We start from the raw sequence: 13,036 nt of genomic DNA on the forward strand, positions 1-13,036 counted from the left end.
TGGCGTCCTGTGATACCCCCAGGTAGCTTCCGCTCCGAGCCCTGAGAGCAGCAGTGCGCCAAGGAGTGAGCCGCCGATGCCGCCGACGCCGGAGCCGATCCCCACCGACCAGTTGCACTTCACCCTGCCGCCGCAGCACACCTCGTTCGAGGAGGAGCGGCACCACCGCAAGGAGCGGCTCGCCGCGGCCCTGCGCCTCTTCGGGCGGTTCGGGTTCGAGGAGGGCGTCTCGGGCCATATCACCGCGCGGGACCCGGAGTTCACCGACTGCTTCTGGGTGAACCCCTTCGGGATGCCCTTCGACCACATCACCGTCAGCGATCTGATCCTCGTCAACCAGGCGGGCCGGGTCGTCCAGGGGCGCCACCACGTCAACCAGGCGGCGTTCGTCGTTCACTCGTCCGTGCATCAGGCGCGGCCGGACGTCGTGGCCGTCGCGCACTGCCACTCGCTGCACGGCCGCGCCCTGTCGGCGCTCGGCGAACTGCTCGAACCCATCACCCAGGACGTCTGCGCCTTCTTCGAGGACCACGCGCTCTACGACCGCTACACGGGCGTGGTCGTGGACGAGGCGGAGGGGCGGGACATCGCGGCGGCGCTCGGCATCCACAAGGCCCTCATCCTGCGCAATCACGGTCTGCTGACGGTCGGTGGCTCGGTCGACGCGGCCGCCTGGTGGTTCATCGCGATGGAGCGCTCCTGCCAGGTGCAGCTGGCCGCGAAGGCCGCGGGCAAGCCGGTCCTGATCGACTACAAGAACGCCGTGCAGACCCGCGAGCAGCTGGGCACCGATCTCGTCGCCTGGATCAACTATCAACCTCTGTACCAGCAGATCACCCGCGGTGAGCCGGACCTGCTGAGCTGAGACCCTCCGACTTACGGCACAATCCCCTGTCGAGACCTGTCAGTTGGGTCGAGACCTGTCAGTTGGGACGAGAGCACGACTGACCCGAGAGAACGATGAGCGGGAGCGCCTCGTGGCGGTGAAAGCGGCGGAAGACGCCACGACGGCAGAGCGCCATACGCACAGCGGATGCGAGTGCCCCGACTGCGCCCGGGACGGGCATCGGCGGGCGGTGGCCGCGTTCCTGGCCCTGCGCGACCGGTTCGCGGCCGGGGAGGGCCTGCCGGCGGCGCTCGCGCACTCCGCCGAGGCCTCCCGGCAGTGGGTGTCGGACGAGCTGACGCAGGCGGCCCGGACGACCTGGGACACCGGCCGCGCCGAGAGCTTCGCGTGGGGCGGGGCGGTGCGGCGGCGCACGCTGATCGTGGTGTGGGGCGCGGTCGGGGCGCTGCTGATCGGGCAGCTGGCCACGGCGGTCGGCGCGGGCTGGTCGGCGGCGCGTACGGCCTCCCTGGCCGTCGCGCTGCTCGCCGCCGGGCTGCTGACGCTCGCCGCCCGGCTGCACCGCGGCAGCGGCGGCCCGCTCGCCCCGCTCGTCGGTGAGGACAACCGGCTGTCCACCTCGCGTGCCGTGGCCGCCGCGTGGGTGCTGTTCGCGGTCTTCGCGGTGCTGATGCTCGCGGTCGAGCTGGCCTTCGCCCCGGGGACGGGGGAGCGGACGGCCGACGGGCTGGCCCTGGACGGCGCCGCCGGGCTGCTCACCGTCACTGCCCTGACCTGCCTGGCGGTGGTGGCGGCCCGGCTCGTGGTGGCGGCGCGGGTGCGGGCGCAGCGGCTTCAGAAGGTGCGGGCGCTGCGGCCGCGCGCCGCGGACCTGCTGACCGACGACGCGGGCCGCGGCAGCCTGGCGGACGCGCAGTACGTGGTGGTGCACGCGGTCGCGCTCGTCTTCGCCGCGGTGCGGCTCGCGCGCGAGCCCTGGCGGCTGCCCGACCTGCCCTGGGGCCTGGCGCTGCTGGCCGCCGTCTCGGCGCTGATGTATCTGGCCGGGAAGTACGCGGAGGGCGGGCGGCCCACGGTGCTCTCGGTGGTCCGGGTCCGGCCCGAGGAGGGCGGCTTCGACCGGGACGCGCCGATCCGCACCGGGGACGACATCGAGATCCGCGGCAGCGGCTTCGTACCTCCGGGGGCGCAGGAGCCGGACCGGCTCGCCCGTATGGTCGTACGGATCGGGGCGGTGCATGTGCAGGTCCCGCTGGTGCCGGTCCCCGGGGGCTTCAGCAACCCGACCGACACCGTGCTGACCGTGCCGGTGCCGGTGGATGTGGAGCCGGGGCGGGTGGAGGTGCAGGTCGTCACCGCGGCGGGGGCGGAGACCAACCGTTATCCGATCGACGTTCTGGACTGAGTCCCGGGCCTGGGCGCGCGCCGGATCTCGGGTCGGTCTCGGCCTGGTCCCGGGCTCATTCCCGGCGTTCTGGGCTGAGTCGCCCGCCCGTTCTCTTCGTAAGGTTTTGTTGACGAGGCAACGGGAGAGGCGGGCGTCATGAGGCATGCTGACAGAACGGTCGGAGCCGGCTCGGGCAGTGTGAGCGGCGTGGGCGGGGTGGGCGGGATAGGCGGGAGCGGCGGGCAGACCGGCGGCTGGCGGGACTCCGCCGCACGGTACGCCCTGCTGCCGCTGCGGATCTTCCTCGGGGTGACGTTCATCTACGCGGGGATCGACAAGCTGACGGACTCGGCCTTCCTGGCCGACAGCGGCACCGGCTCGATCGGCGAGCTGATGCGGAACGTGCGCGACAGCTCCGCGGTGCCGTGGCTGATAGACCAGGCGCTGAAGGACCCGTCGAGCTTCGGGTACGCCATGGCCTTCGGGGAGCTGGCGGTCGGGCTCGGCACGATCGTGGGGCTGCTGGGGCGGCTGGCGGCGTTCGGCGGCGCGCTCATCTCGCTGAGCCTGTGGCTGACGGTCAGCTGGCAGTCGGACCCGTACTACTACGGAAACGATTTGGCGTATCTGATGGCGTGGCTGCCGCTGGTCCTGGCGGGCACCCCCTATCTGTCGCTGGACGTGGCCATCTCCAAGCGCCGCAGGCGCCAGGGCGCGCAGCTGTTCGGTTAGACGCCTCCTGGTCCTCCTTGGTCCTGGCGGGGCTCCTGGTTCCGGCGGGGCTCTCGTACGCCGCTGCCGCGCCCTGCTGGCGGCGATTCGTAGCGGCGGCGCAGTTCGTCCATGGGCAGGTCGCCCAGCGGCGGGGCGGTGTGCTCGGAGAAGCGGGCGCGGCGCCGCCGGGCGCCGAAGGCGAGCGCCGAGACGAGCCCCGCCAGGCACAGCCCGCCCAGGAGGACGGGCAGGGGCGCGAAGGGCGGCAGATTCCACTCCCCGGCGGCGTCCAGGCCGTACGCGAGGCCCGCCCCGAGGACGACGAGTCCGGCGATCAGCTTGCCCGGCTCGAAGCGGTGGCGCTTCATGACCGGCTCACCTCCACATTGCCCAGGCCGATCTCCAGGTCCAGCCGCAGCGTGCCCTTCGCGGCGCGCCCGTCCGACGGCGGCACGGTCACGGTCCGGTCCCTTCCCGGCTTGATGTCGATGTCGTCGCTCTTCTCGCCCGGCAGCCGTATGTCGCCGAGCCCCACATGGATCGACAGCTCGAGCCGCGCGTCCTCGGGCACGGTGACCGCGAGCTTCCCGGCGCCGACCTCGGCGTGCGTGGTGACGATCTGGCCCTTCTCCAGCGACAGGCGGTCCAGCTTGAGCTCGCCGACGCCCCCGCCCAGTGCGTACGAGCCGCGCAGGGCCGCCGTGGACGTGGGTGCCCAGGTGCGGCGCGTCCAGTCGGTGGTGACGGACTTGGGGAGCCAGGCGGCGGCCGCCAGCAGCGCGCTGGTCACCACCGCCAGCACGATGGTGCCCGCGCCGGTGCGGCCGTACCGGGAGCTGACCGCGATGCCGAGCCCGAAGACGCCCAGCGCGCACGCGAGCCCGATCTCCAGACTGGTGCCGAGCGGCCGGGAGCCCCACGACGCGCCGGTGCCCGCCACGGCCGCCGCCAGGGCGAGCAGAAACGTCCAGCCGCCGATCGACGTCCCCTCGGGCGCCTTGCGGGACCTGCGGAACGCCCCCCGCCCTGCGCCCCTGGTGGCGTACGAGGCGCCGTCCGAGCCGTCGTCGGGGCCCCACAGATAGCCCGTGTCCTCGCCGACCGGGCCCGTCGTGCCGTCCTTGACGATCGGGTCCCGCCACCAGGACGGGCCGCCCCAGGCCGGCGGCGGGGCCTTGGTCTCGGGGGGCGCGTCGGCCACCGCCTGCGCCGTCGCCGGGTCCACCGCGCCCCCGCTCTCCGCCTGGTGGCGGTGGCGGGACCAATAGGCGGCGCCCACCGCGGCTATGGAGAGCATCACGGAGAAAAAGATCACGCTGCCGTTGTTGAGCATGGACAGGAACAGGCCGCAGCCCACCAGCGCGCACAGCACCGCGGTGAGCGCCGGGCCCTCCACCCGGCCCGAGAGCAGCCTGCGGCCCTCGTTCTCCTCCTCGCCCTGGAGCGGGACCAGCAGCCAGCAGAAGCCGTACACGATCAGGCCGAAGCCGCCCGTGACGGCGAGCACGGACAGCACCACCCGGAAGATCACCGGGTCCACGTCGCAGAACCGGCCGAGCCCCCCGCACACGCCCGAGATCATTTTCTGCTCGCGGCTGCGGCGTAGCAACGCCCTCGCCGGCGGGGGCGGATCGCCGGAGCCGGCCGCGCCGGGGGTCGGATCCGTGACGGTGGGTCCATCGGTCATGCTCACCATGGTGACAAGCCGGCGGGCCGGGCGGCATCCGGCTCGACCCTGGCCCTTCCCTGAGATCGTCCCTTAGAGAGCGACAGCTATCGTGTCGCTTCGAACGTATGCGGGGGCCATGGTCAGCCGGGGGAGCGGGAGGGGCAACAGTGTCAGATGAAGGGCGGCTGATCGCGGGGAGGTACCGGCTGGCCGAGCAGATCGGCCGCGGTGGCATGGGCACGGTCTGGCGTGCCGCGGACGAACTGCTGGACCGCCAGGTCGCGCTGAAACAGCTGCACATCTCGCCTCACCTCACCGAGGACGAGGTCGCCACCCTCTTCGAGCGCACCCGCCGCGAGGCGCGCAGCGCCGCCCGTATCGCGCACCCCAACGTGGTGGTCGTCCATGACGTGGTGGACCACCTGGGGCTTCCGTGCATCGTCATGGAGTACGTGCCCTCGACCACGCTGGGCGATCTGCTCAAGACCGGCCGGACCATCAGCCCCGACGAGGCGGCCAGGGTCGGCCGGGGCATGATCGCCGCGCTGCGGGCCGCGCACGCGGCCGGGGTGCTGCACCGTGACGTCAAGCCCGGCAACGTCCTCCTCGGCGACGACGGGCGGGTCGTGCTCACGGACTTCGGCATCGCCATGGCCACCGGCACCTCCACGCTCACCAAGACCGGCGAGGTCGTCGGGTCCATCGACTACATCGCGCCCGAGCGGATCAGGGGCCGGACCCCGGGGCCCGCCTCGGACCTGTGGGCGCTGGGCGCGACGCTCTATCAGGCTCTCGAGGGGCGGCCGCCGTTCCGCAAGGCCACGCCGATCGAGACCGGGTACGCGATCGCCGTCGACCCGCTGGAGCCGCCGCTGCGGGCCGGGCCGCTGACGGGGCTGATCGAAGGGCTGCTGGCCAAGGAGCCCGAGGACCGGCCGACGGGGGAGCAGACCGAGCGCGCGCTGCGCGGCCCGGCGGGGCTGCCCGAGACGACGACGATGCCCAGGCCGGACCCGACGTCCGACACGACCCGGCTGTCCGTGCCCAGCTTCGACCTCGCGTCCACGCCTACTCCCACGCCCACCCCTACTCCCACGCCTACTCCCACCCCCACGCCCACCCCCACGCCTACTCCCACCCCCACGCCCGCTCCCGCTCCCGCTCCCGCGTACGCGCACCCGCCCATGCAGGCCCCCACGCACGCCCACGGCCCCGTCTTCCCGCCCACCCCCGGGCCCGCCGCCCCGGGCGGCGGCCGGCGCCGCGGGCGCACGGCGCTGTGGAGCGCGTCGGCGGCCGTGGTGGCCGTGGTCGGGGTCGCGGCCGGGCTGTATCTGTCGGGCGTCGAATTCGGCGGGGGCAAGGACGACGGAGCGGGTTCCGGGACCCCCACGTCCACCGCGTCGTCGACGCCGACGTACAAGATCCCGGAGCTGCCCGACGGCTACCACCGGGAACAGCTGACGGACTTCGGCGTCTCCCTGCCCGTGCCGGACGACTGGACCCGCCAGCCCGACTCCAGCTCGCAGGGCACGGTGGACGGCACCCAGGAGGTCAGGTTCCTGGACCGCACCCAGAAGGTCAGGCTGATGGTCAACGTTCTGGACTTGGCGGGCCCGGACCCTGTGCAGCACTTCAAGGACATCGAGACCCAGCTGAAGCAGGAGTACCCCGTCTACGAGCGGCTGCGCATGGACAAGACGACGTACCGGGACCTGCCCGGGGCGATCTGGGAGTTCAAGTTCCAGGGGCGGGAGCGCTGGTACCGCGCCATCGACCTCGGCTTCGGCGAGGAGGGCGGCAAGGCGTACGCGCTCTACCTGAGCGCGCCCGCGGACGAGTGGGGCGACTATCTGCCGGTCTTCCGGAACGTCCGGGACGGCTTCAAGATCGAGAGCAGTTCCTCCTAGGTCGAGTCCTAGGTCGGGGAACGATCAGGGGCGACCCTGATACCCGGGGGAAGCCGTTCGTGTGACGATCGGAGCATGACCGCCGCCGCGCCCCCCGCTGCCGAGCCGCCCCCGCGCAAGCTGTACCGCAGCGCCGAGGGGCGGATGGTCGGCGGTGTCGCGCGCGGGCTGGCCGGGCATCTGGGGCTGCCGGTGTCCTGGGTGCGGTTCGTGTTCATCGCGCTGCTGATGGCCGAGGGCTTCGGCGCGCTGGTGTACGCGCTGTTCTGGTTCGTGGTGCCGCTGGGCTTCGGCGGCGTCGAGACCGCCCGCCCGGCGTCCGACCGGGGCCCCGACGGCGGGCGCCGGATCCTGGCCCGCAAGCCGGACAAGGGCCAGGTCTTCGCGCTGCTCGCGCTGCTGGTCGGCGTGGGCGTCTTCGTCGAGAAGTTCCAACTGGGCCGCGCCAACACCTACATCTGGCCGCTGCTGCTCATCGGCGCGGGCGTGGCCCTGGTCTGGCGCCAGGCGGACAACTCCCGGCGCGCCCAGTGGGTCGAGCTCAGCCGCCGCAAGCAGGTGCTGCCGATCGCGCGAGGCGCCGCCGGGGTGGTGCTGGTCGGCGCCGGGGTGACGGGCATCGTCGTGCTGCAGGGCTCGGCCAAGCACCTGGGCGCGGTGCTCCAGGCCGCGCTCGCGGTGCTGGTGGGCATCGCGCTGCTCGCGGGCCCGTACCTGGTGCGGATGGCCCAGGACCTCTCCGAGGAGCGCCTGATGCGCATCCGCGCCCAGGAGCGGGCCGAGGTCGCCGCCCATGTCCACGACTCCGTGCTGCACACCCTGACCCTGATCCAGCGGAACGCGGAGGACCCCCGGGAGGTCGCCCGGCTGGCCCGGGCCCAGGAGCGCGAGCTGCGCGCCTGGCTGTACCGGCCGGAGGGCAGGGGCAAGGACGAGGCCGAGGAGCCGGACACGCTGGCGGAGGCGGTCAAGGCGGCCGCCGCCGAGGTCGAGGACCACCACGGCGTGCCGATCGAAGTGGTGGTCGTCGGCGACTGCCCGCTGGACGAGAAGCTGGCCGCGCAGCTCCAGGCCGCGCGCGAGGCGATGGTCAACGCCGCCAAGTACGGTGGCGACGGCGGGGCCGTCCAGGTCTTCGCCGAGGTCGAGGGGGCCATGGTGTTCATCTCCGTACGGGACCGGGGCCCGGGCTTCGACCTGGACGCGGTGCCGGAGGACCGGATGGGCGTGCGCGAGTCCATCATCGGCAGAATGCGGCGCAACGGCGGCACGGCGCGGCTGAGATCCGCGCCGGACGGGGGCACGGAAGTGGAGCTGGAGATGGAGAGGGCGGCGACGACGACATGACCGACGCGAGTCAGGCGGCGAACGAGACGGCGAGCGAGACGGCGGACGGGGCGGGGAACGAGGTGGCACAGCGCCGGGTGCGGGTCGTCCTCGTCGACGACCACCGGATGTTCCGGACCGGCGTCCAGGCCGAGATCGGGGAGACGGCCCGCACGGGCGTCGAGGTGGTCGGGGAGGCGGCGGACGTCGACCAGGCCGTCACGGTGATCGGCGCCACCCGGCCGGAGGTCGTCCTCCTCGACGTCCACCTCCCGGGCGGCGGAGGCGTCGAGGTGCTGCGCCGCAGCGCGGCGCTGATGGCCGCCACCGACCGGCCGGTGCGCTTCCTGGCGCTGTCGGTCTCGGACGCCGCCGAGGATGTCATCGGGGTGATCCGCGGCGGCGCCCGCGGCTATGTCACCAAGACCATCACCGGCACCGACCTGGTCGACGCGATCTTCCGGGTCTCCGAGGGCGACGCCGTCTTCTCGCCCCGCCTCGCCGGCTTCGTCCTCGACGCCTTCGCCTCCACGGACGCCCCGCCGGTGGACGAGGACCTGGACCGCCTCACCCAGCGCGAGCGCGAGGTGCTGCGGCTGATCGCCCGCGGCTACGCCTACAAGGAGATCGCCAAGCAGCTGTTCATCTCGGTGAAGACGGTGGAGAGCCATGTCTCGGCGGTGCTGCGCAAGCTCCAGCTCTCCAACCGCCACGAGCTGACCCGCTGGGCGACGGCCCGCCGCCTGGTGTGACCCCGATGGCCTGCGGCTAGTAGCCGATCGTGAACCGCCGCTGTACGAACTGGGGCAGCTCGGCCTCGTCGACCAGCGCGACGGCGGCGTCCTCGATGGAGATACGGCTGCGCCCCTCGGCGTCCAGGACCGGCTGGTCGCCGCCGAGCCGGAAGCGGCCGGTGCGCTCGCCGGGGGCGATCTCCTCGGCCGGGCTGAAGTAGGTCCACAGCCGGTTCGAGGCGCGCAGCACGTTCAGCGCGTCCCGGTGGCCGCGCACCGCGGCGGCGTACTCCCTCGGCAGGCCGAGGGAGTCCAGCGCCTCGTACAGCTCCTCGGCGGAGTCGGCGCGCGTGACCCCCGGCCGGATCTCCAGGCTTCCCGCGCCGCCGATCACGATGAGCCGGGTCCGGGGGCGGCTCTCCAGGGCTTTCAGCAGCGCCTTGGCGGCCGTGGCGTAGACGGTCGGGTCGGCGATCGAGCGCCGCACGGTGTCCGCCATGTCCTGGGCGGCGTTGCCCGGCTGGAAGCCGCTGATCAGGACGTCCAGGCCGGGCAGGGCCGCCGCCACGCCGTCGGCGTCGAGGACGTCGACGCTCTTCCACACCACGTTCGCGCGGTCCTCCTCGATCCGGGAGGCGTCGCGGGTGAACGCGGTGACGTCATGGCCCCGGTCGAGGGCTTCGGTGACGACGCGCTGTCCGATGTTTCCGGTGGCGCCAATGATTCCCATACGCATGAAAACAAATCTCCAATGCCGGAAGGCGAGTTGATGCGCGCCGTGTATCTGTACGGCGCACAGCTATACGGCGTGCAGCGACTATACGGCGTGAAGTTTTGATACGGCAACCAAGGATTGTGACGCTGTAGAGTGCTCCCGTGGGTACGACGACGGGACGCCGGGAGAGGCTGCGGGCCGAGACGACGGCCGAGATCAAGAAGGTCGCGCTCGGGCTGATGTCCTCGGGCGGGCCGGACGCGATCACCCTGCGGGCCATCGCCCGCGAGATGGGCATGACGGCCAACGCCATCTACGGCTACTTCGCCACCCGGGACGACCTGGTCACCACGCTGATCAGCGATGTGTACACCTCGCTCGCCGACGCCGTGGACGCCGCCCGGGACGCCTGCCCCGCCGACGACCCGGCCGGCCGCATCGCGGCCTGGGCGAACGCCTTCCGCGACTGGGCGCTCACCAATCCCGAGGGCTTCCGGCTGATCTACGGCGACCCCGTACCCGGCTACCAGGCGCCCGAGACCAGCGCCGCGCCCGAGGCCGAACACCGCGTCTGCGCCGGGCTCACCGGCCTGGCCGCCGGGGCCTGGCCGCACGCCAAGGAGCTCTACCCGGAAGCCGAGTTCGAGTGGTCGGACTTCGACCCCAAGCTCGCGGCCGAGGTACGTGAGGAATTCCCCGGCCTGCCGCCCGCCGCCGTGGCCATCGCGCTCCGCATCTGGGGCCATCTGCACGGCCTGGTCTCACTGGAGATCTACGGTCATATGCGCGTCCAGACCCCGCGCCCGGACAAGATCTACCGCGCGGAGCTGGCCCAGCTGATCTGCGGTCTTGGCCTGCCCGCGTAGGCCCTTCCCCAAGCTCTCGGCTTCGCCCGAGCAGGGGATACCCCATCCGAGGACGACTCGCCGGGCCCTCGTGCGCGGGGGTTCGGTGAGCCACGAACTCCCCTAAAGAACGTGGGTAAAGAACTCCCCACCCACCGGCTGTTGGAAGGGTTCCCGGAGTACGTGACGCATGAGGCCCGAGCGGCAGAGGTCAGACTCTATGAGGTCGGAGTCGTCCCCGGTCTGCTCCAGACACCGGAGTATGCGGCGCGCTGGAGGCGGACGCCGTACGCCGGGAAGCGATCACCCCCGAACAAGCCAGTGAGCGAGTCGCGTTGGTGACGCAGCGGCAAGCCGCACTTGCCTGTACCCCAGCACCCTTGATCCTCGCGGTGCTTGACGAGGGGTGCGTCCTCCGGCCGATGGGGGATCGCGCGATCATGGACGCTCAGTTCGCCCGGTTGCTGGAGTTCGCCGAGCGTCCGAACACCGTGCTCCAGATCGCCCCGTTCCGCATGGGGGCACGTCGGCCGTTCAGCCTGCCCATTACGGTGCTGACGATGCCGGATCGCTCGCTCATGTCGTACGCCGAGTCCGCCCACCGGGGGCACCTGGAACGAGAAAGCACCTTCGTGCTGCCCATATTGACGGCCTACCATCAGTTGCAGGCCGAAGCCCTCTCCCAAGCGGCATCCGTGGCCATGGTCGAGCAGTTACGAAAGGGCGCCCCGTGACGACCGAATCCCCCCGTTGGTACAAGTCCTCATACAGCGGCAACGGCGGCCAGTGCATCGAGGTCGCCGCCAACCTCGTCGCCTCGCGCGGCGAGGTCCCCGTCCGCGACAGCAAGGACCCGCACGGCCCGGCGCTCGCCTTCGAGCCGTGTGCCTGGTCTTCGTTCGTCGCCGCCGTCAAGGGCGGAGAGTTTCCCGCCACCTGACACCCACACCCACACCCACACCCATCAGCCATCCATCAGCCACCAAAGCGTGCTCCTCGCCCATCCGGGCGCCGGTGGTGTGCGACTGGCTGAGGTCGTCCCCGTTGATGTGACTGCCGTACACCGGTGGAGGGGTGCGCTTCGCTTTGCTACGCGCCGCCTATGCGCCGTCTCGCGGATTCGGTTCACAGCGGGTGCGGGTTTCGTCTCGGACCCTCCGGATCCAAAGCGCCGGCGAGAAGAGGGAAGGGGGCGGCTGGCCCGGTGCCCCCGATTCCTCGGCCCAGCGGATGGCTGAGCTCAAAGAGGCTCCGCTGCGCTCCGCCGCAGCTGCTGCCGCGCGGTGGCCGGGCGAGGGGACCAGCGGTGCGCTGGACCGGGGACGTGGGAGCGCGACGGATGGGCGGGCGCCGGGGGACGGGGCCGGCTCTCCACCCACCTGCTCTTAGAAAAACGTTTGATGCAGTACTTGATGCAGATCAAGCATTTTTTTAAGAGCAGGTGGGGGGAGGGCCCCAACCGGACCGGCGCCCACCCTTCGGGCGACCGTCCGCCGTCCCCCGCCCGCGAGCCAGTGACGACCCCTTGGGCAGGACGGCGACGATGCCTCCAGCGCCCCTCCCCTTCCCGCTACTGGCCGCTGTGCGCCAAAGGCGCGAGACGATGCCCGCACGCGGCAACCGGACCGTACCGCCCAACGGCGCTGGCCCATTCGTCGCACTCCTGCACCCCCTGTCGAGCGCACCGCTGGACCAACCGGCTCGCCACCGCGCGGCAGCAGTCGCGGCGGAGCGCAGCGGAGCCAGCCTTGAGCTCAGCCACCCGCCGGGCCGAGGAATCGGGGGCACCGGGCCAGCCGCCCTCTTCCGTGCACCCCGCCACAATTCCTTCTCCATGTGCGGGCCGAGTGGCCCGTGCGTGCCGTCCGTAGGCCACTGCGAACGGCCCTGTGCTCCCGCTGTGCCTCCCCGGTGAGCCCCAGGAATGCGGTCCTACGCATCACGCGGCCCTCCGCCTTGCGATCGCACGCGCCCCCAGCTACCGCTGGGAGCTGCCCCCTGACGCCGCAGGGCCTAGCGGCCCGGTCAGCTGCCGGCGCCTGCCATGGTCTGCTTGGCCAGCTCGTACGCGGGCAGCATGGCGTCGTGCTCCTCGGTGTCGAGCCCGCCGAGGTGCAGCACGACGCCTCCCTTCGGGGTCATCACCGCGAGCGCCCGCTCCCGCTTGGCGCCCAGATCGGGATTGTCGAGGATGTAGCTGATCTCCGCGGCGGGCAGGTCACCGGCCTTCAGCTCGCTGTACCGGGCGTCGCGGGCATCCTTCTCCTCGGCCATGAAGGCCTTCAGCAGCTGCCGGGGCTTGGTGCCTGCCGCGGCCTCGTCCTTGTCGCCGGTCCACACGCGCAGAAAGCCGATGTGCCCGGCGGGCTTCGCGTCGATCTCGCAGACGAGGGTCACCGGCCCCTGCTTGAGGAGGGTGGAGCCCAGCTCGGGGTCGGCCCCCTCCACTTCCTTCACCGCCTCCGGCTTCCACGACTTGGCGAGGCTGAACCGCACCGGCAGCGGGCACGCCGTGTCCCGGCCGCCGAGTTCGCCGCTCGCGGCCGCCACGTTGACGCCGCTGCCGCTCTTGGCGCCGCCCTTGTTGCCCTTGCCGCCCTTGTTGTCGCCCGAGTCCGACGAGCAGCCCGTCAGTGCCCCGAACATGCCGATCACGCCGATCGCCACCGCGGCGCCCACGGCTGCCCGACCAGTTATGCGCATCGCGCTGTTCCTCGCCTTCTTCACAGAAAAATCGAAAATTCGCCGCAGCATATCCGGAACGGAAGCCAACCGGTCGGGACCGCTCAGAAGTGATCGTCCCGAGCCTCAACCGCAATGATTCCGGGCCGGTCGGGGCGGTGTCCCTGTGGTAGAAATCGGCCACGCACGGGGGCTGAACGGTCGCCT

12 protein-coding genes and 1 pseudogene are annotated in these 13,036 nt (G+C 72.0%); 9 read left to right on the top strand and 4 right to left on the bottom strand.

Annotation, left to right across the window (positions count from 1 at the left end; translation table 11 throughout):
- Positions 1-76 precede the first annotated feature (76 nt).
- The 3 genes from ACWY4P_RS30255 to ACWY4P_RS30265 all read left to right on the top strand — a co-directional run bounded on the left by ACWY4P_RS30255 (position 77) and on the right by ACWY4P_RS30265 (position 2,966).
- Complete coding sequence (locus ACWY4P_RS30255; protein ID WP_456203610.1) at positions 77-865, top strand: class II aldolase/adducin family protein; 789 nt, start codon at positions 77-79, stop codon at positions 863-865.
- A gap of 112 nt (positions 866-977) precedes the next feature.
- Complete coding sequence (locus tag ACWY4P_RS30260; protein WP_456203612.1) at positions 978-2,252, top strand: hypothetical protein; 1,275 nt, start codon at positions 978-980, stop codon at positions 2,250-2,252.
- Positions 2,253-2,390: 138 nt separating this feature from the next.
- Positions 2,391-2,966, top strand: coding sequence for a DoxX family protein (locus tag ACWY4P_RS30265; RefSeq protein ID WP_456203613.1), 576 nt, complete (start codon positions 2,391-2,393; stop codon positions 2,964-2,966).
- Here ACWY4P_RS30265 and ACWY4P_RS30270 read toward each other — a convergent pair.
- Both ACWY4P_RS30270 and ACWY4P_RS30275 read right to left on the bottom strand, forming a co-directional pair.
- Entirely contained in the window at positions 2,963-3,316 is a 354-nt protein-coding gene (locus ACWY4P_RS30270; protein ID WP_456203614.1) for a hypothetical protein, read from the bottom strand. The two genes, ACWY4P_RS30265 and ACWY4P_RS30270, sit on opposite strands and share 4 nt — an antisense overlap.
- The gene (locus tag ACWY4P_RS30275; protein ID WP_456203615.1) at positions 3,313-4,635 is read right to left on the bottom strand and encodes a PspC domain-containing protein; all 1,323 of its coding nucleotides are present in this window, start codon (positions 4,633-4,635) and stop codon (positions 3,313-3,315) included. The genes ACWY4P_RS30270 and ACWY4P_RS30275 overlap by 4 nt, the downstream gene beginning before the upstream one ends.
- Before the next feature lie 215 nt (positions 4,636-4,850).
- Here ACWY4P_RS30275 and ACWY4P_RS30280 point away from each other — a divergent pair, with 215 nt between their 5' ends.
- The 3 genes from ACWY4P_RS30280 (at position 4,851) to ACWY4P_RS30290 (ending at position 8,605) form a co-directional block, all read left to right on the top strand.
- A complete protein-coding gene (locus tag ACWY4P_RS30280) occupies positions 4,851-6,527 on the top strand; it encodes a serine/threonine-protein kinase (RefSeq protein ID WP_456213107.1) in 1,677 nt (558 codons plus the stop codon).
- 75 nt (positions 6,528-6,602) lie between these two features.
- On the top strand, positions 6,603-7,874 hold the full coding sequence (locus tag ACWY4P_RS30285) for a PspC domain-containing protein (protein ID WP_456203616.1): 1,272 nt from the start codon (positions 6,603-6,605) through the stop codon (positions 7,872-7,874).
- Positions 7,871-8,605: a LuxR C-terminal-related transcriptional regulator gene (locus tag ACWY4P_RS30290; protein ID WP_456203617.1), complete on the top strand. Its 735-nt coding sequence runs from the start codon at positions 7,871-7,873 to the stop codon at positions 8,603-8,605. Before ACWY4P_RS30285 ends, ACWY4P_RS30290 begins: the two co-directional genes overlap by 4 nt.
- 16 nt (positions 8,606-8,621) lie before the next feature.
- On the opposite strand, the gene ACWY4P_RS30295 is transcribed toward ACWY4P_RS30290, so the two are convergent.
- The gene (locus ACWY4P_RS30295; protein ID WP_456203618.1) at positions 8,622-9,323 is read right to left on the bottom strand and encodes an NAD(P)-dependent oxidoreductase; all 702 of its coding nucleotides are present in this window, start codon (positions 9,321-9,323) and stop codon (positions 8,622-8,624) included.
- A gap of 140 nt (positions 9,324-9,463) precedes the next feature.
- On the opposite strand from ACWY4P_RS30295, the gene ACWY4P_RS30300 reads away from it, so the two are divergent.
- The 3 genes and pseudogenes from ACWY4P_RS30300 to ACWY4P_RS30310 all read left to right on the top strand — a co-directional run bounded on the left by ACWY4P_RS30300 (position 9,464) and on the right by ACWY4P_RS30310 (position 11,087).
- Positions 9,464-10,168 carry a TetR/AcrR family transcriptional regulator gene (locus tag ACWY4P_RS30300; protein WP_456203619.1) on the top strand — a complete coding sequence of 235 codons (705 nt, stop codon included), beginning with the start codon at positions 9,464-9,466 and terminating at the stop codon, positions 10,166-10,168.
- A gap of 138 nt (positions 10,169-10,306) precedes the next feature.
- Positions 10,307-10,881: pseudogene (locus tag ACWY4P_RS30305) on the top strand (DUF5753 domain-containing protein); the annotation flags it as partial.
- A complete protein-coding gene (locus ACWY4P_RS30310; RefSeq protein ID WP_456203620.1) occupies positions 10,878-11,087 on the top strand; it encodes a DUF397 domain-containing protein in 210 nt (69 codons plus the stop codon). The pseudogene ACWY4P_RS30305 and the gene ACWY4P_RS30310, both read left to right, overlap by 4 nt.
- 1,085 nt (positions 11,088-12,172) lie before the next feature.
- Here ACWY4P_RS30310 and ACWY4P_RS30315 read toward each other — a convergent pair.
- Entirely contained in the window at positions 12,173-12,850 is a 678-nt protein-coding gene (locus ACWY4P_RS30315; protein ID WP_456203621.1) for a lipoprotein, read from the bottom strand.
- Positions 12,851-13,036: the final 186 nt, after the last annotated feature.

This window comes from Streptomyces sp. LZ34 (assembly GCF_053890475.1).

Coding starts and splice junctions, on each gene's coding strand:
- ACWY4P_RS30265 (WP_456203613.1), top strand. CDS start 2,391: ATGAGGCATGCTGACAGAACGGTCGGAGCCGGCTCGGGCAGTGTGAGC.
- ACWY4P_RS30295 (WP_456203618.1), bottom strand. CDS start 9,323: ATGCGTATGGGAATCATTGGCGCCACCGGAAACATCGGACAGCGCGTC.
- ACWY4P_RS30285 (WP_456203616.1), top strand. CDS start 6,603: ATGACCGCCGCCGCGCCCCCCGCTGCCGAGCCGCCCCCGCGCAAGCTG.
- ACWY4P_RS30315 (WP_456203621.1), bottom strand. CDS start 12,850: ATGCGCATAACTGGTCGGGCAGCCGTGGGCGCCGCGGTGGCGATCGGC.
- ACWY4P_RS30275 (WP_456203615.1), bottom strand. CDS start 4,635: ATGACCGATGGACCCACCGTCACGGATCCGACCCCCGGCGCGGCCGGC.
- ACWY4P_RS30290 (WP_456203617.1), top strand. CDS start 7,871: ATGACCGACGCGAGTCAGGCGGCGAACGAGACGGCGAGCGAGACGGCG.
- ACWY4P_RS30255 (WP_456203610.1), top strand. CDS start 77: ATGCCGCCGACGCCGGAGCCGATCCCCACCGACCAGTTGCACTTCACC.
- ACWY4P_RS30280 (WP_456213107.1), top strand. CDS start 4,851: ATGGGCACGGTCTGGCGTGCCGCGGACGAACTGCTGGACCGCCAGGTC.
- ACWY4P_RS30270 (WP_456203614.1), bottom strand. CDS start 3,316: ATGAAGCGCCACCGCTTCGAGCCGGGCAAGCTGATCGCCGGACTCGTC.